The sequence below is a fragment of the Pseudocoprococcus catus genome, from assembly GCF_019734885.1.
GTDB lineage: Bacteria > Bacillota > Clostridia > Lachnospirales > Lachnospiraceae > Coprococcus_A > Coprococcus_A catus.
The window spans coordinates 14,824-36,161 of the sequence record NZ_JAAXCM010000041.1; the positions used below are offsets into that span (position 1 = coordinate 14,824).

Annotated in this window: 21 protein-coding genes; 13 read left to right on the forward strand and 8 right to left on the reverse strand. The window is 40.7% G+C overall.

Annotated elements, in window-relative coordinates:
• The first annotated feature begins 14 nt into the window (after positions 1–14).
• The 5 genes from jag to HED67_RS11825 all read left to right on the forward strand — a co-directional run bounded on the left by jag (position 15) and on the right by HED67_RS11825 (position 5,519).
• The gene (gene jag, locus HED67_RS11805; protein ID WP_178437839.1) at positions 15–812 is read left to right on the forward strand and encodes an RNA-binding cell elongation regulator Jag/EloR; all 798 of its coding nucleotides are present in this window, start codon (positions 15–17) and stop codon (positions 810–812) included.
• 125 nt (positions 813–937) lie between these two features.
• Positions 938–2,314: a tRNA uridine-5-carboxymethylaminomethyl(34) synthesis GTPase MnmE gene (gene mnmE, locus HED67_RS11810; RefSeq protein WP_221718421.1), complete on the forward strand. Its 1,377-nt coding sequence runs from the start codon at positions 938–940 to the stop codon at positions 2,312–2,314.
• A gap of 88 nt (positions 2,315–2,402) precedes the next feature.
• Positions 2,403–4,319, forward strand: coding sequence for a tRNA uridine-5-carboxymethylaminomethyl(34) synthesis enzyme MnmG (gene mnmG, locus HED67_RS11815; RefSeq protein WP_260702752.1), 1,917 nt, complete (start codon positions 2,403–2,405; stop codon positions 4,317–4,319).
• A gap of 15 nt (positions 4,320–4,334) precedes the next feature.
• Positions 4,335–5,051 carry a 16S rRNA (guanine(527)-N(7))-methyltransferase RsmG gene (gene rsmG, locus HED67_RS11820; protein ID WP_221718422.1) on the forward strand — a complete coding sequence of 239 codons (717 nt, stop codon included), beginning with the start codon at positions 4,335–4,337 and terminating at the stop codon, positions 5,049–5,051.
• 45 nt (positions 5,052–5,096) lie between these two features.
• Positions 5,097–5,519 (forward strand): GNAT family N-acetyltransferase, encoded by a 423-nt coding sequence (locus tag HED67_RS11825; protein WP_221718423.1) that lies wholly within the window; start codon positions 5,097–5,099, stop codon positions 5,517–5,519.
• 233 nt (positions 5,520–5,752) lie between these two features.
• On the opposite strand, the gene HED67_RS11830 is transcribed toward HED67_RS11825, so the two are convergent.
• The 4 genes from HED67_RS11830 to argS all read right to left on the reverse strand — a co-directional run bounded on the left by HED67_RS11830 (position 5,753) and on the right by argS (position 10,231).
• On the reverse strand, positions 5,753–6,391 hold the full coding sequence (locus HED67_RS11830) for a DUF4446 family protein (protein ID WP_221718424.1): 639 nt from the start codon (positions 6,389–6,391) through the stop codon (positions 5,753–5,755).
• 28 nt (positions 6,392–6,419) lie between these two features.
• On the reverse strand, positions 6,420–7,517 hold the full coding sequence (locus HED67_RS11835) for a ParB/RepB/Spo0J family partition protein (protein WP_246612216.1): 1,098 nt from the start codon (positions 7,515–7,517) through the stop codon (positions 6,420–6,422).
• Positions 7,508–8,287, reverse strand: coding sequence for a ParA family protein (locus tag HED67_RS11840; protein ID WP_215633406.1), 780 nt, complete (start codon positions 8,285–8,287; stop codon positions 7,508–7,510). The genes HED67_RS11835 and HED67_RS11840 overlap by 10 nt, the downstream gene beginning before the upstream one ends.
• A 258-nt stretch (positions 8,288–8,545) precedes the next feature.
• A complete protein-coding gene (argS, locus tag HED67_RS11845; protein WP_178437856.1) occupies positions 8,546–10,231 on the reverse strand; it encodes an arginine--tRNA ligase in 1,686 nt (561 codons plus the stop codon).
• Between the two features lie 359 nt (positions 10,232–10,590).
• Here argS and HED67_RS11850 point away from each other — a divergent pair, with 359 nt between their 5' ends.
• From HED67_RS11850 to rsmI, 7 genes are all read left to right on the forward strand, one after another.
• Positions 10,591–11,550 (forward strand): alpha/beta hydrolase, encoded by a 960-nt coding sequence (locus HED67_RS11850; protein ID WP_178437858.1) that lies wholly within the window; start codon positions 10,591–10,593, stop codon positions 11,548–11,550.
• A 103-nt stretch (positions 11,551–11,653) separates the two neighbouring features.
• Positions 11,654–13,123: an aminotransferase class I/II-fold pyridoxal phosphate-dependent enzyme gene (locus HED67_RS11855; RefSeq protein WP_260702753.1), complete on the forward strand. Its 1,470-nt coding sequence runs from the start codon at positions 11,654–11,656 to the stop codon at positions 13,121–13,123.
• Positions 13,124–13,125: 2 nt separating this feature from the next.
• The gene (locus HED67_RS11860; RefSeq protein WP_178437863.1) at positions 13,126–13,710 is read left to right on the forward strand and encodes a guanylate kinase; all 585 of its coding nucleotides are present in this window, start codon (positions 13,126–13,128) and stop codon (positions 13,708–13,710) included.
• Between the two features lie 93 nt (positions 13,711–13,803).
• Positions 13,804–14,793, forward strand: coding sequence for a DNA polymerase III subunit delta' (holB, locus tag HED67_RS11865; protein ID WP_178437865.1), 990 nt, complete (start codon positions 13,804–13,806; stop codon positions 14,791–14,793).
• A 1-nt stretch (position 14,794) separates the two neighbouring features.
• Positions 14,795–15,697, forward strand: coding sequence for a PSP1 domain-containing protein (locus HED67_RS11870; RefSeq protein WP_178437867.1), 903 nt, complete (start codon positions 14,795–14,797; stop codon positions 15,695–15,697).
• Complete coding sequence (locus HED67_RS11875; protein WP_215633410.1) at positions 15,697–16,431, forward strand: tRNA1(Val) (adenine(37)-N6)-methyltransferase; 735 nt, start codon at positions 15,697–15,699, stop codon at positions 16,429–16,431. Before HED67_RS11870 ends, HED67_RS11875 begins: the two co-directional genes overlap by 1 nt.
• Before the next feature lie 16 nt (positions 16,432–16,447).
• Positions 16,448–17,299 (forward strand): 16S rRNA (cytidine(1402)-2'-O)-methyltransferase, encoded by an 852-nt coding sequence (gene rsmI, locus HED67_RS11880; protein WP_221718426.1) that lies wholly within the window; start codon positions 16,448–16,450, stop codon positions 17,297–17,299.
• Positions 17,300–17,350: 51 nt separating this feature from the next.
• Here the strand turns inward: rsmI and HED67_RS11885 are convergent, their stop codons facing one another.
• Positions 17,351–17,620: an AbrB/MazE/SpoVT family DNA-binding domain-containing protein gene (locus HED67_RS11885; protein WP_178437872.1), complete on the reverse strand. Its 270-nt coding sequence runs from the start codon at positions 17,618–17,620 to the stop codon at positions 17,351–17,353.
• Between the two features lie 342 nt (positions 17,621–17,962).
• Here HED67_RS11885 and HED67_RS11890 point away from each other — a divergent pair, with 342 nt between their 5' ends.
• The gene (locus HED67_RS11890) at positions 17,963–18,505 is read left to right on the forward strand and encodes an isochorismatase family protein (protein ID WP_178437875.1); all 543 of its coding nucleotides are present in this window, start codon (positions 17,963–17,965) and stop codon (positions 18,503–18,505) included.
• 47 nt (positions 18,506–18,552) lie between these two features.
• On the opposite strand, the gene HED67_RS11895 is transcribed toward HED67_RS11890, so the two are convergent.
• The 3 genes from HED67_RS11895 to HED67_RS11905 all read right to left on the reverse strand — a co-directional run bounded on the left by HED67_RS11895 (position 18,553) and on the right by HED67_RS11905 (position 21,333).
• Positions 18,553–18,969 carry a metal-dependent transcriptional regulator gene (locus HED67_RS11895; RefSeq protein WP_178437877.1) on the reverse strand — a complete coding sequence of 139 codons (417 nt, stop codon included), beginning with the start codon at positions 18,967–18,969 and terminating at the stop codon, positions 18,553–18,555.
• Between the two features lie 72 nt (positions 18,970–19,041).
• Positions 19,042–19,476, reverse strand: a complete 435-nt coding sequence (locus HED67_RS11900) for a MarR family winged helix-turn-helix transcriptional regulator (protein ID WP_221718427.1) — start codon at positions 19,474–19,476, stop codon at positions 19,042–19,044.
• Between the two features lie 159 nt (positions 19,477–19,635).
• Complete coding sequence (locus HED67_RS11905) at positions 19,636–21,333, reverse strand: phosphoenolpyruvate carboxykinase (ATP) (protein WP_178437882.1); 1,698 nt, start codon at positions 21,331–21,333, stop codon at positions 19,636–19,638.
• Between the last annotated feature and the right edge of the window lie 5 nt (positions 21,334–21,338).

Consider the following 21,338-nt stretch of genomic DNA (forward strand, 5'->3'; position numbering starts at 1 on the left):
GGGGGATTACACGCATGGAATATATTGAAGTAAGTGCAAAGACAGTGGAAGATGCGATTTCAGAAGCTGCCATTAAGCTTGAAGTGCCAAGCGATAAGCTTGAATATGAAGTCATCACTGAAGGAAGCGCAGGTTTTCTCGGACTGATCGGAAGTAAACCAGCTGTGATCAAAGCACGTAAGAAGTTTAACCTTGTGGATCATACGAAGGATTTTCTGGCAAGGCTGTTCAAAGCAATGAATGTAAGTGTGAACAGTACAGTAGACTATGATGAAGAAAACAGAACGATGAATATCGTTTTTGATGGTGAAGATATGGGCCTGCTTATTGGCAAAAGAGGACAGACTCTGGATTCTCTGCAGTATATCATCAGTCTGGTTGTGAACAAAGAAAGTGATTCTTATATTCGTATCAAAGTTGATACAGAGAATTATCGTGAAAGAAGAAAAGCAACGCTTGAGAATCTTGCGAAGAATCTGGCTTATAAAGTAAAGAGAACAAGACGTCCTGTATCTCTTGAACCTATGAATCCTTATGAACGCCGCGTAATCCATTCTGCACTTCAGAATGACCGTTATGTGGAGACACACAGCGAAGGGGAAGAACCATATCGTAAGGTTGTTATCACCCTGAAGAAGGATTATCGTGAGAGAAATTCAAGAAGCGGTTATAACCGTGAAAATCGCTATAATCGTGAAAATAATTATAACCGCGAAAGAGGCTATAGAAAAGAACGTTCTTATAGCCGCGAAGAAGAAATCGACAAAATTGCGGATAATAATGAGAATAACGATAGTAATGATAATGTCTGATGCAGACAGCACGCCGGAGGCGTTCTTGAATGTATAAATCTGGCATATAACAGCTGTCGCATCAAAATGGCATGTATCCTATTTGGTGCGGCAGCTTTTTTCATCTTGTTTTCAGGAGGTAGGAAATGCAGAGTGATACAATTGCGGCGATATCCACAGGCATGACAAATGCGGGTATCGGAAAAATAAGACTCAGCGGCGATGATGCAGTGGCGATTGCGGATCGGATATACAGAAGTCCGGGCGGAAGAAAGAAGCTGAGTGAAGTTTTAACACATACGATCCATTATGGTTATATCTATGATGGAGATTGTATGATAGATGAAGTGTTGGTTCTCATTATGAGAGGACCAAACAGCTATACAAGAGAAGATGTGGTTGAGATTGATTGTCATGGAGGCGTTGTTGTTATGCAGCGTCTGTTGGAAACGGTCCTCAAATATGGAGCAAGACTGGCAGAACCGGGAGAATTCACTAAGCGGGCATTTTTGAATGGACGAATTGATCTGTCACAGGCTGAGGCTGTTATTGATGTCATTAATGCCAAAAGTGATATGGCTCTGGAAAGCTCTCTGAGTCAGTTAAGAGGAAGCGTTAAGCAAAAAATCGAGAAGCTGCGTAAAGGAATCATAGGCAATATTGCTTTTATTGAGGCGGCGCTGGATGATCCCGAGCATATTCAGGCAGAAGGTTTTGGCGATGAATTGGCGGTTCAGGTCCGTGGGTATATGGATGAACTTCAGAAAATGCTTGATTCGGCGGACAATGGTAGAATTATCAAGGAAGGTATCAAGACAGTTATCCTTGGAAAACCAAATGCAGGGAAATCTTCTCTGATGAATGTGCTGTTGGGCGAAAACCGTGCCATTGTCACAGAAATTGCCGGAACAACAAGAGATACACTGGAAGAGAATGTCAGTATTCATGGCATACCGCTTAATATTATTGATACAGCAGGTATACGTCAGACGGAAGATGTGGTAGAAAAAATTGGTGTCAAAAAGGCTATTGGTTTTGCGGAAGAAGCAGATTTGATTATTTATGTTGTAGACAGCTCTACAGAAATGGATCAGAACGATGAGAATATTATCCGTATGATCCGTGATAAAAAGGTTATTGTATTGATGAACAAATCCGATCTGAAGCCGGTTGTTTCATGTTCAGATATTGAACAGCATCTTCAGGCACCGATTATCGAGATTTCAGCCAGAGAAGAAACAGGTCTGGATGCTTTTGAAAATACATTAAAGGACATGTTTTTTGCAGGGGATATTCATTATAATGATGAACTCTGCATTACCAATGTGAGACACAAGGCAGCCATTGCAGCAGCTCTCGAGAGTCTGAAGATGGTGATGAACAGCATCAATGATGGGATGCCGGAAGATTTCTTCTCTATTGATTTGATGGATGCCTATGAACAATTAGGACATATTATTGGTGAGGCTGTGGAAGATGACCTTGTAGATACTATTTTCAGTGATTTCTGCATGGGCAAATAAAAAATTCAAAGCAATGTTTTCCCATAAGCCGGAGAATTTTGAGGCAAGTGAGGCGAAACGTTACGGTAAAAATAACAGGAGTAAAACAGTGGAATACAAATATGAAGCATATGATGTAGCAGTCATTGGTGCAGGACATGCCGGATGTGAGGCAGCTCTTGCCTGTGCCAGGCTTGGACTTAAGACAATTATTTTTACAATTAGTGTAGAAAGCATCGCAATGATGCCGTGTAACCCGAATATCGGAGGCAGTTCCAAAGGGCATCTGGTCAGAGAAATTGATGCGTTGGGCGGTGAAATGGGCAAGAATATTGACAAGACTTTTATTCAGTCTAAGATGTTAAACAGCTCAAAAGGCCCGGCTGTACACTCATTGCGCGCCCAGGCAGATAAGGCGGATTATAGTCGTGAAATGCGGCAGACCCTTGAAAATACAGAGAATCTGACCATTAAGCAGGCTGAGATTGTCGATATTATCGTTGAAGAAGGAAGCATAACAGGTGTTAAAACATATACAGGCGGTATTTATCCCTGCAAGGCAGCTGTTCTTGCCACAGGAACTTACTTGAAAGCAAGATGTCTGTGCGGTGAGACAATTACCTATACAGGGCCGAATGGATTAAAAGCAGCCAATGATCTGTCTGATGCCCTCAGAAGAGAAGGCATTGAACTGGTGCGTTTTAAGACCGGAACACCGGCGAGAATGGATAAGAGGACGATTGATTTCAGTAAGATGGTGGAGCAGTTCGGAGATAAAGCAGTTGTGCCGTTTTCTTTTACAACAGATCCGGCATCTGTGCAGAAGGAGCAGGTATCCTGCTGGCTGACTTACACGAATGAGGAAACACATCAGATTATCAGAGATAACCTGGATCGTTCACCGATTTATGCGGGAATTATTGAAGGTACAGGCCCAAGATATTGTCCGTCTATCGAAGACAAGATTGTTAAATTTGCAGACAAGAATAGGCATCAGGTATTTCTTGAACCGGAAGGTCTTCATACAAATGAAATGTATGTGGGAGGTATGTCGAGTTCGCTTCCTGAAGATGTTCAGTATCGTATGTATCATACTGTTCCTGGGCTGGAGAATGCCAGAATTGTACGTAATGCTTATGCAATCGAGTATGATTGTATCCCGGCTATTCAGCTGAAACCAACACTTGAATTTAAAAAGATTAATGGACTTTTTAGCGGCGGTCAGTTTAACGGCAGTTCAGGATATGAAGAAGCAGCCGCACAGGGATTAATGGCCGGAATTAATGCCGCAATGAAGGTTCTTGGTCGTGATCAGGTGATTCTGAAACGTTCAGATGCCTATATTGGCGTTTTGATTGATGATCTGGTGACAAAGGAGACACATGAACCATATAGAATGATGACTTCCAGGGCTGAATACAGGCTGCTTCTCAGACAGGATAATGCTGATCAGAGATTAACGGCCATCGGCCATGATATTGGATTGATTGATGATGTGCGATATCAACACTTGCTTCAAAAAGAAGTGTTGATTTATCGTGAGATTGAACGTGTAAGCCATGTTAATATTGGTGCAGGTCCGAAAACCCAGAAATTATTGGAAGCATGCGGCAGTACACCGTTAAAAACTGCTGCAACACTGGCGGAATTGATCCGAAGACCTGAATTAACCTATAAAATGTTAGCGGACATTGATGAAGAAAGACAAAACCTTCCGGATGAGGTAACAAATCAGGTTGAAATAAGTATTAAATACGATGGTTACATTAAACGGCAGCTGAGTCAGGTCGAGAAATTTAAGAAATTAGAGAATAAGGTATTGCCGGATGATATCTGCTATTCAGAAATTCATGGTCTTAGAATAGAAGCACAGCAGAAATTAGATAAAATTAAGCCGGTTTCTATCGGACAGGCATCCCGTATATCAGGTGTTACACCTGCAGATATATCAGTTTTGTTGATTTATCTGTCTCAGAATAACCAAAAGCAGCATGAACAGGAGTCATCGGCTTCGGAAAACAAATAGTAGATGAGGATAAATATGGAATTAATCAACACTTTCGAAAGCAAAATCAACACGTTACATATTGATCTGAGTAAAGAACAGCAAAGTCAATATGTAACATACTACAACATGGTTGTAGAGAAAAATAAAGTTATGAATCTGACAGGAATTACTGAGTTTGATGAATTTATTGATAAGCATTATATTGACAGCTTATCAATTGTTAATGCTGTTGATATGACACGTGTAAACAGTATTATTGATGTGGGAACAGGAGCCGGTTTTCCGGGAATTCCATTGAAAATTGCTTTTCCGCATTTGAAAATTACATTGTTGGATTCTTTAAATAAGCGTATTAATTTTCTAAACGAAGTGATTGAGACTCTGGGATTGCAAAATGTTGAGACTTGCCATGGTCGGGCAGAGGATTTTGGACATAGAAAAGAATATCGTGAACAATATGATCTATGTGCTTCTCGAGCAGTTGCAAATTTGTCTACATTAACGGAGTATTGTCTGCCTTTTGTAAAGGTTGGGGGACAGTTTGTTTCTTATAAATCCGGAAATGTGGATAATGAGTTAAAAGAGTCTTCTAAAGCAATAAAAATCCTGGGTGGTGAAGCAGGGAAGGTCTGCAGTTTCGTTTTGCCTGGGACAGATTTTGCAAGAACATTGGTACCAATAAAGAAGATCAAGATGACAGGAAATAAATATCCGAGAAAAGCAGGTACACCATCAAAAGAACCGCTATAGATGAAGGAGTGATTGGATATGATCAGAGGCGTCTACCTTAATACAATGAATGATGATTTGAGTGAATGCAGAAAAATTTATCATCATGTTTTTGGAAAAACTAATAACGATGATATGAATGCAGAACAGTGGCGAGAAAATGATAATATCGAGGACATGGCCATCTATTTGCTGCTATATAATGAGAATGAGGTGCCTGTAGGTGCAGCACGACTGATTTTTGACTTTGACGGTATGTTTAAATTCGATGGATTATCGGTACTCCCTGAATACAGAAAAAAAGGATATGGTGATTTTATTATGCATATGATGTTTGATAAAGCGTATCAAAGTGGTGCGCATTATCTTGTAAGCGATGATGTTGCTCATATGCCGGAATATTTCAAAAAATATGGATTTGAGATTAAAAATCAACGTATGATACTTGATTTGAAAGCTTATTTTAACACTCATAAGTGCTGTCATTAAATTTGAGATGGAAGTATGTGGAAGAATAAAATAGGAACAGTTTGATTCTGGAATTTCTTTTACAGAAATCCTTTAGGAGGAGCGTCAGGGTTATCAATGAATGAAAAGGATGTGGATTGAAAATTTATAATTTTCAATCCACATCCTTTTTTTGTATTTACGCGAGCAACGACCGAAACGGAGTGTAGAGGCCGCGATAACTATGAGAAACTCGCGAAGCGTGTTTCTCATAGTTATTTAGTTTCGCTGACTGAGGTTTTCTTAGCTTTGGAAGTACTTTTTGAAGAGGTTTCTTCAGTACTTTCCTTTGTTTTCTTTACTTTACGTATTTTCTTTCCGCCGGTGACGGTTGTTGTTGTTGGTTGAGGGGAAGTGGATGTAATGGCAGTTTTGACTGCTTCAGCCTCTTCATCACTTAATGGTAGTTCACATTCTCCGCGAACAATATCTTTGATATATGTATAGGAACCCTCACGACTATGAATACAGTTAATAACGAAGCCAGTATTACTGTCGTTGAGCAGGGCATAAGCAAAGCTCAGCTGACCGCCTAATTCCTTGAATGCATCATATTTAACAATACCGCATTTTTGATAGGATTTATTAAGACTTTTTTCAACATACATCATACGCTTATGAAGTAAATCTGTTTGCTCACGTACAAGCTCAATATCTTCGAATTTTGATTTAAAAGCTTCCTCCAGCGTTTTAGCATTTTTGCCTTTCATAAAGATTTTATAATTGGCTTCAAGTCGTGACTGTTTTAAAAATAACATAATAACAAGTATAATTGCAGCTATCGCCAAAATAAGCGAAAGTATGACTAATATGCCTGGGTCGAAATTTAATTTGGCAAAGATTTTACTTTCCATTTTTACCTCCTGGTTATTTTTCAGTGTATTATTTGATTGTTTCTAATAGAGAAACAATTCTTTCAAGATCTTCTTCTGAGTAGTATTCGATTTCAATCTTGCCTTTTTTGCTGCTTTTGGCATTAATCTGGACTTTTGATCCGATAATAGATTTAATCCGATCTTCCAACTGGTGATAGATGATAACCATTTGCGGATCAATGCCTGCGGTTTTGCGTTCTTTTTTCTCTGAGAGCATGTTTTTGATCAGTTTTTCAGTCTCACGAACGCTTAATTTGTTATCAAAGATTTTCATGGCCAGTGTATATTGTAATTCCGGATCGGCAATAGCCAGTAAAGCGCGGCCATGGCCGCTTGAAATCATTTCGTCAATGATCATCTGCTTAACTCTGTCCTCCAATTTAAGGAGACGAAGAGAATTGGTGACGGCTGTACGACTTTTGGAAACTTTTTCAGCCGCTTCTTCTTGCTTTAAACCATATTCATCGATTAATTTCTGAAAAGCGATGGCTTCTTCGATTGGGTTCAGATCTTCCCGCTGAAGATTTTCAATCAAAGCAATTTCCATGCTTTCCATTGGTGTATAGTCTTTGATGATGACAGGTACTTCTGTTAAACCAGCCAGTCTGGCTGCTCTCCAGCGACGCTCTCCTGCAATGATTTTGTAGAATTCATCATTTTTCTGGACAATCAGTGGCTGTATAATGCCGTGAAGCTTGATGGAGTCGGCTAACTCCTGCAATGCATCCTCATCAAAGTTTTGACGGGGCTGGCTTCTATTAGGTTCAATTTCATCAATTTTTACCATTGTCTCTGATTCTTTTTCAATAACTTTTTCTACAATTTTTTCAACGGGAACTTCTACAACTTTCTCAACAACTTTTTCGACAGGAACTTCAACAACTTTTTCAACGATTTTTTCTACCGGAACCTCAACAATTTTCTCAACAACATTTGGTTGAGTAGATGTTTCTGTACTGGTTGCTGCCTTTTCAGATGAAGGTGTCGGAAGAGTTGATGTATCATTTGATATAGCAGGTGCTGTAGAATGATTTGCTTGTGGTACAGATGGCGCAATAAGGGCGTCTAATCCACGCCCGAGTCCTTTTTTCTTTTTTACAGCCATTCGTTCTCATCCTCTTTCTCAATTACTTCTTCGGCAAGATATCTGTAGGCTTCTGCACCTGCAGAGCGGGAATCGTACATATTAATTGGCATACCATAACTTGGTGCTTCAGCCAGACGTACATTTCTTGGAATAATTGTTTTGTAAATATTCTTATCCAGGTTTTCTTTTACATTCTCAACAACTTGAAGTGAAAGATTTGTACGTGCATCATACATGGTAAAGACGACGCCTTCAATCTCAAGTTTTGGATTTAAGCGTTCCTTAATAAGATCAATGGTATGTATTAACTGTGATAATCCTTCCAGGGCATAATATTCACATTGGATAGGAACAATTACAGAGTCGGCTGCAGTCATAGCATTGATTGTGAGTAAATTCAATGATGGTGGGCAGTCAATGATAATATAATCATAATTGTCTTTGATCATATCAAGCTTGGATTTCAGAAGGTATTCTTTATTCTCAAATCCAATTAATTCAATTTCAGCACCAGATAAATTAATATTGGATGGAATAACAGATAGATTTTCCATCACACTTGAATAGATGCAATCTGAAAGCTCAGATTCATCTAAGATTAATTCATATACGGTGTTTTCAGCCTGATTTTTGTCGACACCTAATCCACTTGTGGTGTTTCCCTGAGGATCCATGTCTAAAGTTAATACTTTTTTATTCTTTTCTGCCAGACATGCAGAAAGATTAATAGCTGTAGTCGTTTTTCCGACGCCACCTTTTTGGTTGGCGACAGCAATAATTCTGCTCATAAATCCTCCTTATAGTATTCATATTGGGGTGTTTAAACGATATCTTTTATTGACACTCATTAAATTATACCATTTATCACATAAATAATCTACCTATATTATAGATGTTTCACGTGAAACATTTGTGAAAAAGGCATAATATGGAATAAAAATGTTTTACGTGAAACATCTGATGAAAATAGTATAAAAACAAAGCCAATGTTTCACGTGAAACATTGGCTTTAAAGATAGTGATATGAGTTGCTAAGAACAATAAATTTACATCTGTTCAGGACACTGAATACCAAGAAGGGATAAAGCATCCTTAATTATATAACGTACTATTTTTACAACATTTGTACGTGTGTATTTTGTCGTTTCGTCCTCAACATTAATCTGGCATTCATGGTAGAATTTGTTAAATGCATGTGCAAGATCGATACTGTAACGAGCAATAACTGAAGGTTCATAGCGATCTGCTGCATCTTTAATAATTTGAGGATAGCGCTCAATCTCCTTCAGCAGACCGATAGAAGCCTCATCTGTTAAGAGATTATAATCAATGGTATCAGGTACTTCGCCAATCTTTCTCAATACGCTTGAAGCACGTGCGTAAGTATACTGAACATAAGGACCGGTTTCTCCGTCAAAGTTTAATAATTTCTCCCAGTCAAAAATGACATCTTTGATACGTTGATTATAAAGATCGTTGAAAATAATAGCACCAATACCTACTTGCTTTGCAACTTCTTCTTTGTCAGGAATATCAGGGTTTTTCTCATCGATAATGCTTGTGGTTTTATTAATAGATTCGCGTAATAAATCTTCGGCAAAGATAACATTACCTTTACGAGATGAGATTTTGCCGCTCTTAAGGCTCACAAGACCGTATGGAATGTGAATAAGATTTTTGGCGTAATCATTACCCATTAATTCGATAACTTTAAAGACCTGAGCAAAGTGAAGTTTCTGCTCAAGACCTGTGACATAAAGACAGCGCTCGAAGTTATAGGTTTCCTTACGATACAGAATTGCAGCAAGGTCACGTGTGGCATAAATAGAACTGCCATCTTTCTTTGCAACAATACAAGGAGGCATATCGTATTCGTCCAAAGGAACGATCATAGCACCCTGGCTTTCTTTTAATAAACCATCATCAGTCAGACGTTTAACAACATTGGCTGTTTTGTCACGATAAAAGCTTTCGCCGGCAAATGAATCGAATTCCATGCCTAAAATATCATAAACGCGCATAAATTCTTTTAAACTAATGTCACGGAACCACTGCCAGATTTCAAGCGCTTCTTCATCTCCCTGTTCCATTTTAAGGAACCATGCACGCGCTTCATCATTCAGGGAGTCATCTTTCTCTGCTTCTTCGTGGAATTTGACATAGATATCCATTAACTCCTGAATACCCTTTTCTTCTACTGCTTCGCGACTTCCCCATTTCTTATAAGCAACAATTAATTTGCCAAACTGAGTACCCCAGTCGCCGAGATGATTGATACGAACGACTTTGTATCCGAGTTTGGTGAATATTTTATAAAGAGAGTTGCCAATAATAGTTGTTCTCAGATGACCAACATGGAAGTTCTTGGCTACATTAGGGGAAGAGTAGTCGATACAGATTGTTTTGCCTTCACCCTGTTCAGAGTGACCGTAATTATCCGTACTGTTATACTTATCAATGATCTGATGGGCATACTGAGCCTTATCAACATAAAAATTCAAATAACCGCCAATGACTTTGATTTCACTCAAAAATGCCTGATCGCCAATGGCGTCTTTTAAATCCTGGGCGATCATAGGAGGGGCTTTGTGGTAAGATTTTGCGAGACGAAAACAAGGAAAAGCAAAATCGCCCATTTCCGGTTTAGGTGGAGTTTCAATAAGCTGTGAGATTTCTTCACTGCTCAGTACATCGATGTTCTGGGATAGTAAATTGACAATTTGATTCTTCATTAAATTACACCTTTCTATATCAAAAGATAGCCTGTGCTTACTAAAAGTTAGCATGATACAACAAATGAGAAAAATATTGATTTTCAAGGAAAAACAAAGCTTTGACGATGCTTTTCTAAAGAAAATGTTCTCTATAGTTTTTATCATATGTGTTCTTATTTTACAATAGATTTAAGAAAATATCCATACTTTTTCTGGAGTATAATAAGCAGAAGTGCAACGTTCATCTGGTCTTAACAAAGTGCAGGAGATGAATCGGAGGTGAATAGATGGGAAATGTGGCAGGGAGAGGATAGAGTCTTGTAAATATCGGGAACATGACATATAATAATAGTACTTGACAGAAAGGAGCGGATAATGTGAAAGAGAATAGAAAAAAGCTTCTTAAAGGAATTGGAATAACGGCTGTGGCGGCAGGTACAGTTTATGGCATCAATCGTCTGGTTTTCTTTTTGTCTACAGTCAAAGAACTGTTGACTTCCAAGGAAAAGTCTTATTATAGCTGGCGGTTTGGTAATATATATTATTCTAAGAAGGGTGAAGGAAAGCCTGTTTTGCTGATTCATAGCTTGACATCGTCGGGGGCTGATTGTGAATGGCATGCCATCCTGGATGAATTGGCGGAGAGTCATACGGTTTATACAATTGATCTTCCGGGCTGCGGACGTTCGGGAAAAGAGAAGATGATTTATACGAATTATTTATATGTGCAGGCGGTGAATGATTTTGTCAAACATATCATTAAAGCTAAGACAGATATCATTACCAGCGGCGATTCGTCTTCCATTGCTGTGATGGCCTGCCATAGTGAGCCATCATTATATGGACGTTTTATCTTTATTAATCCTGAGTCATTGGATCATATGGTGAAAAGACCGAAGACGTGGCAGAAGTGCCTCAGCTATGTGATGCAGCTGCCGCTTATTGGTACATTGTACTATGTTTTGGTGAACTCAAAATGGAAGATTAAATCGGATTTTGAGAATAAATATTATTTTGACCATACTAAGATTGCACCGGGGATGGCGGATATGTTCTATGAAGCAGCACATCTGGGCGGATTTGCGGCTCGTTTTGCTTGCGCCAGTCAGATTGGATATTATACAAGGATTAATGTGGTATACGCTTTGAAGCAGATTGATCACAGTATGTATATTATTGGAGGCGGAGAAGCGGAAGGAATGGATGAGACGATTGCAGGATATACTCATTTTAATCCTGCCATTGAGACTGTCCGGATTGAAGCGACAAAAGGAATGCCGCATATGGAGAAACCTGTTGAAACAGCAGATTTATGTAAATTATATCTGGAGCATTAATGAAAGATTCGGGGGTTGTCGGCCTTATGACGCGGCAGCCCCCTTTGTGACGTAAAACATGAAAAATAATACAGATCAACCAAAAAGTAAAACATTATTTGAGATGCTAAAAATATATGGACAGTCGGATATTTATCCGTTTCATATGCCTGGGCATAAAAGACGGTTGGGGCCGAGCGAAACTGAGCATCTTTATGAGATGGATATTACAGAAATAGATGGCTTTGATAATCTGCATGAACCGGAAGGTATTTTGAAAGATGCTCAGACTTTTGCAGCAGATTTATACCATTCGGAAGAAACTGTGTTTATTATTAATGGCAGTACAGCGGGGCTCCTGGCGTCGATTGCGGGAATATGCAGTGATGGCGGAGAGATTCTGGCGGCCAGAAATTGCCATAAAGCAGTTTATCATGCTATTGAGCTTCATCATTTGAAACCATATTATGTTTATCCACCAATTAATACAAAATATGGAGTAAATGAAGGGATTTATCCACAAGATGTTGAAAAAATGTGGATAACTCATCCGAATATCCAGGCAATTGTGATTACTTCCCCGACTTATGATGGGGTCGTATCGGATATTCAATCTATTTGTGAGATTGCGCATAAACATCATGTGCCGGTTATTGTAGATGAAGCACATGGTGCACATTTTAATTTTTCGGACTATTTTCCTGAAAGTGCGGTTACCTTGGGGGCTGATGTTGTGATACAGAGTACACATAAAACACTTCCGGCTATGACGCAGACTGCGCTTATTCATTTGAACGGCACACTGATTGATCATGAAAGGATACGCCGAATGCTGACAATCTATCAGACCAGCAGTCCATCCTATATATTGATGGGAAGTATTGACAGCTGTCTGCATATGCTGTCGGAAAAAGGAAAGATTTTGTATACGGATTATACTGTGGAATTAGAGAAGCTGAGAAATGCAATTCACGGGAACTGTCGCTGGATTAAAATGCCGGAGTGTTCGGATTTTGATTCAAAATACTCAAAAGACTATGATCGTTCGAAACTTGTTTTATCTGTACGAGATACAGGAATGACTGGTAAGGCACTGCACGAAAAATTGCTGAATAGATACCATTTGCAAATGGAAATGGTTTCTGCGGATTATGTTCTGGCAATGACGGCTGTGGGAGATTCGCGGGATGGCTATCAACGGCTGCTGCAGGCGTTGATAGAAATTGATGAGGAGATTGAGCAGCGGCAAAAAGCCTGTGGCCTTAAAGAAACTGAGGAAACATCTGAAAGGGCAAGAAATGAAGGTGTGTATGATTTAAATGAATTGCCGGCTGTGGAACAAAGGATATCCGTCTATGATGCGGAGCAGAGCTGTCGGGAAAATTGCCTGTTGAAGGCAGCGGATGGCAGGGTGGCAGCGGATTATATTTATCTGTATCCTCCGGGAATTCCGCTGGTAACACCGGGAGAGGTTATTACAGAGCGGGTAATATCGGTAATTCTCAGATGGCTGGAGAACGGGCTGCATGTCAGCGGTGTACAAAAAGACCAAACGGTGAGGGTTGTTTGCAGGAATAAGGAAAGTGAAAAATAGATATGGGAAAATTGTTTTGTCTGATGGGGAAAAGCGCATCCGGAAAAGATGCCATATTCAGATATTTAAAAGAAAATAAAGCATTGGAATTAAAGGAAATTGTGCCATACACTACCAGACCTATGCGTAAAGGGGAAGAAAATGGTGTAGGCTATTATTTTGTTGATAATGCTGCTTATGAGGCGATGCGCCGGGAAGGTAAAGTTATTGAGAGCCGGAGTTATGATACAATTCAGGGAAAATGGCATTATTTTACGGCAGATGACGGTCAGATCAATCTGTCTGAAGGCAGTTCTATATTGATTGGCACTTTGGAAGTGTATGTTCAACTGAAAAAATATTTTGGAGAAGATCAGGTAGTGCCGCTTTATGTTGAGGTAGAGGATGGTCTGCGTCTGGAGCGTGCATTGTCCAGAGAGCGAATGCAGGATGAACCGGATTACGCGGAACTGTGTCGTCGTTACCTGGCTGACAGACAGGATTTTTCGGAGGAGAAACTGGCGGAAGCTGGAATCGACAGAAGGTATGAGAATCTGGATCTTGATAAATGTTGTTTGGAAATTGTCCGCACCATAAAGGCGTTTTGAAAGTTGGATTTCACAAAAATTCACAGAGTAAAAAAGCATCAATTGTACAAAAAATAGTGAATATATGTTATACTGTAGATAGAGGTGATATGTATGACAGGTTTCGGCGATATTATTGGACATGAACAGATTATTGAACATTTTAAGAGTGCACTTAAGAATCATCAGGTATCTCATGCTTATATTTTGAATGGGGAAAATGGATCAGGTAAGAGCATGCTGGCGAAGGCATTCGCCAAGGCGCTGGTTTGTGAGGCGGGATATGGCGATTCATGTAATATGTGCCGGGCATGCCATCAGTTTGACAGCGGCAATCACCCGGATGTAAAGTGGGTTACGCATGAGAAGGCCAACAGTATTGGTGTAGATGATGTCCGTGAACAGATCAACAACGATATTGTGATCAAACCTTACAGCAGCAAATATAAAGTTTATATTATAGATGAAGCTGAGAAGATGACCGTGCAGGCGCAGAATGCACTTCTGAAGACCATTGAGGAGCCGCCGGAATATGCGGTTATCCTGTTCCTGACGAATACATTGGATGTGCTGCTTCAGACAGTTCGTTCAAGATGCATTATCATGAATCTGAGAAGTGTGGATACGAAAATGATCCAGCAGTATCTGATGCAGAAGTATCAGCTTCCGGATTATCAGGCCAGAGTATGTGCTGCTTATGCCCAGGGGAATGTGGGTAAGGCGATCATGATGGCAACTTCAGAACATTTCAGGGAAATGCAGGATTTCCTTCTGAGACTTTTAAAGCGTGTAGACGATATGGAAGTTTATGAGATTGTTGCGGCCATTCATGATATGACAGCGTATAAGATGGATATCAGAGATCTTATTGATCTGATGATGGTCTGGTATCGTGATGTTCTGATTCTGAAGGCAACAGAAGATATCAATCAGCTTGTGTATCAGGATGAACATAAATATCTTCAGAAGAAAGCAATCACGTCTTCTTATGAAGGATTGAACAATATAATGGAGGCATTGGAGAAGGCAAAGATACGTCTGAATGCCAATGTCAATTTTGATATTACGATGGAGATGCTGCTATTAACAATAAAGGAGAATTAAAATGGTAAAGGTAATTGGCGTGAGATTCCGAAACGCAGGAAAAATCTATTATTTTGATCCGCTGGATATGGATATAGAAGTGGGGCAGAATGTGATTGTAGAAACTGCGAGAGGTATTGAATATGGCCATGTCCTCATCGCACCGCGTGAAGTGGATAACAGCAATGTGATCCAGCCGTTGAAGGCAGTCATTCGTCTTGCAACGCCGGAAGATGATGAGATAGAACAAAAGAACAAAGAAAAAGAAAAAGACGCATTTAAGATCTGTCTTGAAAAGATTGCAAAACATAAATTACAGATGAAACTGATCGATGCGGAATACACATTTGACAACAATAAGGTCCTTTTTTATTTTACGGCAGACGGGCGTATTGATTTCCGTGAGCTGGTCAAAGATCTGGCATCTGTTTTTAAAACACGTATTGAACTGCGTCAGATCGGTGTCCGTGATGAGACAAAGATTATGGGCGGTATTGGTATTTGCGGCAGAAGTCTCTGCTGTCATACTTTCCTGTCTGAATTTGCACCGGTATCTATTAAGATGGCAAAGGAGCAGAATCTGTCGCTGAATCCGACAAAGATCAGCGGTGTATGCGGACGACTGATGTGTTGTCTGAAGAATGAGGAAGAGACGTATGAATGGCTGAACAGTAAACTTCCGAATATCGGTGATCGTGTGACAACAGATGATGGATTTAAAGGCGAGGTGCAGAGTGTCAGTGTCCTCAGACAGCTTGTAAAGGTCATTGTAAACCTTGAGAACGATGAGAAAGAAATCCGTGAATACAAAGTGAGTCAGCTGAAGTTTCGGCCAAAACGCCGCAGAGACAAAGGCAATGTGAATGATGCAGAACTGAAAGCTCTTGAGGCAATGGATCGCAAGGAAGGAAAGTCATCATTATAATGGAATATTTATTACCTGGGGAAAGATTTGATGAGCTTCAAAGAAATGGTTACCGCATTATCCAAAATCCGGCAAAATTCTGTTTTGGAATGGACGCGGTGCTGCTGTCAGGTTTTGCACGGGCAAAACGTGGTGAAAAGGTGCTGGATCTTGGAACAGGAACAGGAATTATTCCGATTCTGATGGAAGCCAAGACAGAAGGTGAACATTTTACGGGCCTTGAGATACAGTCAGAAAGCGCTGATATGGCGGCACGAAGTGTGGCCTGCAACGGCCTGCAGGAGAAGATCAATATCGTAACAGGGGATATCAAAGAAGCATCTCAGATATTTGGAGCTGCTTCTTTTGAGGTTGTTACGACGAATCCGCCGTATATGACAGATACTCATGGTCTGAAGAACCCTGATCTGCCAAAGGCCATTGCACGTCATGAGGTAATGTGTACACTGGATGATGTGGTGCGTGAAGGTGCCAGAGTGCTGAAGCCTGGGGGACGATTTTATATGGTGCATCGCCCTTTCAGACTGGTTGAGATTTTTCAGACGATGACAAAGTATAAGCTTGAACCAAAGCGGATGAAGCTAGTGTATCCAATGGCAGATCGTGAACCGAATATGGTACTGATCGAAGGCATACGCGGGGCAAAGTCGATGATCAAGATCGAGAAACCGCTGATCGTGTATGAGAAACCGGGAATATATACTTCAGAAATTTATGATATCTATGGTTATTAGAAAGGAAACGGCGTCAATGGCAGGAAAATTATATTTATGTGCAACACCTATCGGCAATTTGGATGACATTACTTACCGTGTCCTTGAGACATTGAAATCAGTAGATCTGATTGCTGCAGAAGATACCCGCAACAGCATCAAATTACTGAATCATTTTGATATTCATGTACCGATGACAAGTTATCATGAGTTTAACAAAATAGATAAAGCAAAGTATCTGGTTAATCGAATGTTAGAAGGCGTGAACATTGCGTTGATTACAGATGCCGGAACACCGGGGATTTCGGATCCGGGAGAAGAGCTGGTACGTTTTTGCTATGAGGCAGGGATTGAAGTGACTTCCCTTCCGGGACCGGCTGCGTGCATTACAGCGCTGACGCTGTCAGGGTTATCCACCCGAAGATTTTGTTTTGAAGGGTTTCTGCCGACAGATAAAAAGGAAAGGCAGGTTGTTCTTGAACGTCTGAAGAAAGAGACAAGGACGACAGTTTTTTATGAAGCACCGCACAGGCTCTTAAAGACCCTTCTTCTGCTCATAGAGGCGGCAGGAGAGGAGAGAAAGGTTTCTGTATGCCGTGAGATCACAAAACGCCATGAAACGGTGTTCAGAGCGACTCTGGGGGAAGCATATGCTTATTATCAGGCTAATGATCCGAAAGGGGAAATTGTTCTGGTATTGGAAGGAGTCTCACAGAGGAAACTGGATGAGGAACAGCAGCAGTCCTGGGAGAGTATGTCCATTGAAGATCATATGGCGCTGTATATGAGCCGAGGCCTCCCAAAAAAAGAAGCGATGAAGCACGTGGCAACGGACAGAGGTGTGACGAAGAGGGATATTTATCAGTATCTGATCGATCATGAAGAATAAGCCGGGTAAAGCCTGATGAATAGACAAAAGATGGGAGATATCTCCCATCTTTTATGCGTTTTCAATGACATGAAGACCTGCAAGGCGGGCCATTTCCATGATGGATTGCTTAGAAACTTTTTTGTCGTGAAAGTCGATCAGTTCATCCATATTGCCTGTGAAGATATCACTTGCTTCGTATTTTCTCAAAATGATGCGGTCATCATCCACAAAGATTTCAAGGGGATCGTGTTCACCGATATTCAAGTTGCGTCGGAGCTCAATAGGGAGCGTAATTCTTCCGAGATCATCCAGCTTTCTGACAACTCCTGTACTTTTCATCAAAAAAACCTCCTTATTTCGGGCAGGCAAACGGTAAGGCAGCCTGCGAAAAATAAAAAAGACAACCAAAACAAGTGTTTTGATTGTCTTCTTCGACATACATATTTATCTGCGTCTTAATATATCATTTACAAAAGAAGATGTCAATAAAATTTGTTGAATTTTTCCATATTTGTGACGGCGGAAAATTGTTGTTGGACGACAGTTTTACGAAATTATACATGGCAGACGTCTGTTTTATATTGTCAGATGAAGGGATAAATGGTAGAATGAATGGGAGAGCATGTCCGAAACGGGGGATAAATGTGTCGGACTAGATAGAACAATAATGGAGGGTTTACAATGAGAATTTTACCGGAAGAAACAGGGGCTGTTGTGATCGATATGCAGGAGAAGCTGATGAGTGCCATGCACGAAACGAAGGCATGTGAAGAGAAGGCAGCTATGCTTTTGAAAGGACTTCAGGTTTTATCCGTTCCGACTGTGATCGTGCAGCAGTATACAAAGGGACTTGGCAATACACTGCCGTCACTTTATGAGGCAGCAGGCACAACAGAATATTGCGAGAAAGCTTCATTCAGCTGCTGCAGGAATAAAGCCATTCTGGATAAACTCGAAGCTATGGGCAAGAAGAATATGCTTGTTATGGGAACAGAAGCCCATATTTGCGTGCTGCAGTCATGTATGGATCTGAAAGCAGCAGGTTTTCAGCCGGTGATGGTCGTGGATGCAGTGGCTTCAAGACGTGAAGAGGATAAGAAGATTGCCATTGAGAGGGCGATTCAGGAAGGTATTCTGGTGACAACAGCGGAGGCTGTTTTGTTTGAACTGACACTGGATTCTACCAATCCATGTTTTAAGGCCATTTCTAAACTGGTAAAATAAAAAATGGGCGATAGTGCCCATCTTTTATGCGGTGTTTATGATCTGAACTATTTTGGTTTTTTGTCGGCAGATTTTTTGTCTGCCGATTTTTTTATAAATTTCTTTAATTTCTTACGGGTACCTTTGCTGATATCATGTTCCATCAGATCGGCTTCGGCGATGGCTGTCTGTTCATCCACATCAAGAATTTCAGTGAGAAAACGATAGATGATCTTGTTGGTATCAAGAATATTCTTGGCCATATCAGATCCGGATTCCGTCAGAATAATTTTGCCGTAATGTTCATGTTCAAGCAGCTGAAGCTCTTTTAATGTGTTCATGGCTCTGTTGACACTTGGCTTGGAGATGCCCAGAGAGCGTGCAATATCCGTAACTCGAACTTCCTGACCTTCAAGGTTCAAAAGGTATATTTCTTTTAAATAATCTTCCAGAGATGCAGATAATCGGGTTGTTTCTTCTTTCATATTTATTACCACCTTTCAGCTTGTGCGGTCTGGTTTCGCGTCTTTAGGATTCAGACTCTGTTCATAAAAGACTCAGATATTCTTCAGGTTATTTTCAAATGAGGAGAGGCCTTTGATCAGAACTTTACATTCTTCTTCCGTCAGAGAAGAATGAATGGCATCCACAATTCTTGTGTGAAAATCTGCGTGATGTCTGAATGCAGCCTCACCTTTTTGGGTGAGTGATACGAGAACAACACGACGGTCTGTCTCACTGCGGGTTCGGAGTACATATTCTTTGCGGACCAGGCCATTGATGGCAATGGTCAGTGTACCGACAGTGACCCCCACCTTCCTGGCGAGAGAAGACATGTTGACTTCATTACTCAGGCCAATGGCATTGATGACATGCATGTCATTGACGGAGATGTCTTTGAAAGTGTCTCTGATAAGAAAATTCCGTTCAATATCCAGTGCGTAATCAAAAAGATAAACAAGAATTTCATTTAGTTGATCATAATTGTCCATAAAAAAGCCCTTTCTGTTTATTAACGCGCATTCTTTCTAAGGCTCATTATAGCATTTGTGTCAGGGGAGGGCAACAAAAATAAATAAACAGGAGGAGATGACAGCACATCTCCTCCTGCAGGAATGATTATTAAAAATTCAGTTAACCAGCGTTAACAATTATTTCAATTCATCGACAACTTTCTGGATAGCAGCAAGTGCATCATCAGGAAGTTTATCATAACCTTCTTTTTCAGTTGCGAAAGCCTTGATCTCATTGACACGGTCATTCATACGGGCTTTCAGCTGATCAGTGTAATTCTTGTCCTGCATGTCAGGAACGAAGCCTTCCCAATCCATGATCTCGATATCGGAGAATGGACCCCACTGATGGAAATCTGCACGTTTTTCAACGATGGCTTCAAGAATACCAAGCGTATCTTCTTTTTGGACTTTTTTGCCCATGAAATCGCCTGTATTGACGATATAGCAGTCTACGTTCTTTTCTTCTACCAGTTTCTTGAACTTCGCATAATCATTGGCCAACGGATATGTTCTGAATGGGTTGGCATAAGGAACAACAACCAGTTTGTTAGGATCTACACCAGGAGCAAGTCTTTCAGCTGAAGATCTCTTTGTGGCAAGTGTTGCACCCATAACAGAAGCAAGGGATGCACCTTTCAGCTTAACAACCGGTGGAATTGTAGGGTCTTTCATAATCCAGAAGATCGCATTAACAGGGGCGTTAATCTTGTCCACACGGTTCGGAGACCAGAGCTTGGACTTGATGGCACGGCCGTTGCCGTTACGGATATCTTCTGTGACAAGCTGAATCTTGCCGTCCTCATCCATTGTAGCGGAGCAGTTCTGAGCTGTCAGAAGGAATTTGTTGTCTGCGCATCCTGTAGGATAATCGGCTGTCTTATCAAAGTAGGTTGGTTCAATGGCGATGGATGAACATGTATCAGTGTTGATAATGAAGGCATCGTCATGCAGAACTTTAATTTCGTATTTGCCGCCGTGTTTTGCATGTGTCAGAGTGGATTTACCTGAGCCTGACAGACCGTAAACGGATGCAACATATTTGGAACCATCAGGAAGGAGATATTCTTTCTGGCCGCCATGGCAGGAAGCATAGCCGTTGCGGTTGGCGATTGCCCATACCATTGTCAGTGTACCTTTCTTATGTTCACCAAAGTATCTCATACCAAGGATGCATGCGCAGTTGGTTTCTGTATTGAAGTAGCAGAGTGTCTTTTTAGCAGGGTCGCTTAAGCAGTCAAGGCTGACGCCAGGTGCTTCATTCGGGATCCACTGCGGATCAGAGAAGATATAGATATCTGCTTCTTTGCCGTCACCCACAGGTTTGGAAGCCTTATACATCTTTACATAATCATCGGACATATACTGGAAGTTCAGCATCCAGTTGTAAAGAATATTCTCCTCGCCTTCCGGAATCAGAAGATGGCATTTAACCATGAATTCAGGATCAAGACCTGCATAAACGGTTGCATGATATAATTTCTTGAATCTTGCTGTGTAAACCGCATCCATGACAATTTTGTCCAGTGCATCACAGTCAACCCCAGGTTCACCTGCAATACGGCGGGCAGTAGCATAACGGCCTGTAATGGCACCATCGTTGAAAAGAAGGACTCTTGCATCGCTGTCAAGACCAAATTCTTCACCTCTGTAAACAGGCATATCTGTTACGATTGTACCAGGTGAATTCTTAGCCAGATTGTAAGCTTCTTTTAAGGTGTTGACTTTGACAACATTATTGCCGTAGAAGGCAGCTTCGATGATAGAACGTGTCTTGGAAAAACCAACTTTTCCGGCACCGATTTCGTTGAGTGGATAATAAGCTTTTGTTGACATATCTA

Bases quoted from the DNA above. Each gene is read 5' to 3' on its own strand.
- jag (WP_178437839.1), top strand. From the start codon at position 15: ATGGAATATATTGAAGTAAGTGCAAAGACAGTGGAAGATGCGATTTCA.
- mnmE (WP_221718421.1), top strand. From the start codon at position 938: ATGCAGAGTGATACAATTGCGGCGATATCCACAGGCATGACAAATGCG.
- rsmG (WP_221718422.1), top strand. From the start codon at position 4,335: ATGGAATTAATCAACACTTTCGAAAGCAAAATCAACACGTTACATATT.
- HED67_RS11825 (WP_221718423.1), top strand. From the start codon at position 5,097: ATGAATGATGATTTGAGTGAATGCAGAAAAATTTATCATCATGTTTTT.
- HED67_RS11830 (WP_221718424.1), bottom strand. From the start codon at position 6,391: ATGGAAAGTAAAATCTTTGCCAAATTAAATTTCGACCCAGGCATATTA.
- HED67_RS11835 (WP_246612216.1), bottom strand. From the start codon at position 7,517: ATGGCTGTAAAAAAGAAAAAAGGACTCGGGCGTGGATTAGACGCCCTT.
- HED67_RS11840 (WP_215633406.1), bottom strand. From the start codon at position 8,287: ATGAGCAGAATTATTGCTGTCGCCAACCAAAAAGGTGGCGTCGGAAAA.
- argS (WP_178437856.1), bottom strand. From the start codon at position 10,231: ATGAAGAATCAAATTGTCAATTTACTATCCCAGAACATCGATGTACTG.
- HED67_RS11855 (WP_260702753.1), top strand. From the start codon at position 11,654: ATGCTAAAAATATATGGACAGTCGGATATTTATCCGTTTCATATGCCT.
- HED67_RS11860 (WP_178437863.1), top strand. From the start codon at position 13,126: ATGGGAAAATTGTTTTGTCTGATGGGGAAAAGCGCATCCGGAAAAGAT.
- holB (WP_178437865.1), top strand. From the start codon at position 13,804: ATGACAGGTTTCGGCGATATTATTGGACATGAACAGATTATTGAACAT.
- HED67_RS11870 (WP_178437867.1), top strand. From the start codon at position 14,795: ATGGTAAAGGTAATTGGCGTGAGATTCCGAAACGCAGGAAAAATCTAT.
- HED67_RS11875 (WP_215633410.1), top strand. From the start codon at position 15,697: ATGGAATATTTATTACCTGGGGAAAGATTTGATGAGCTTCAAAGAAAT.
- rsmI (WP_221718426.1), top strand. From the start codon at position 16,448: ATGGCAGGAAAATTATATTTATGTGCAACACCTATCGGCAATTTGGAT.
- HED67_RS11885 (WP_178437872.1), bottom strand. From the start codon at position 17,620: ATGAAAAGTACAGGAGTTGTCAGAAAGCTGGATGATCTCGGAAGAATT.
- HED67_RS11890 (WP_178437875.1), top strand. From the start codon at position 17,963: ATGAGAATTTTACCGGAAGAAACAGGGGCTGTTGTGATCGATATGCAG.
- HED67_RS11895 (WP_178437877.1), bottom strand. From the start codon at position 18,969: ATGAAAGAAGAAACAACCCGATTATCTGCATCTCTGGAAGATTATTTA.
- HED67_RS11900 (WP_221718427.1), bottom strand. From the start codon at position 19,476: ATGGACAATTATGATCAACTAAATGAAATTCTTGTTTATCTTTTTGAT.
- HED67_RS11905 (WP_178437882.1), bottom strand. From the start codon at position 21,333: ATGTCAACAAAAGCTTATTATCCACTCAACGAAATCGGTGCCGGAAAA.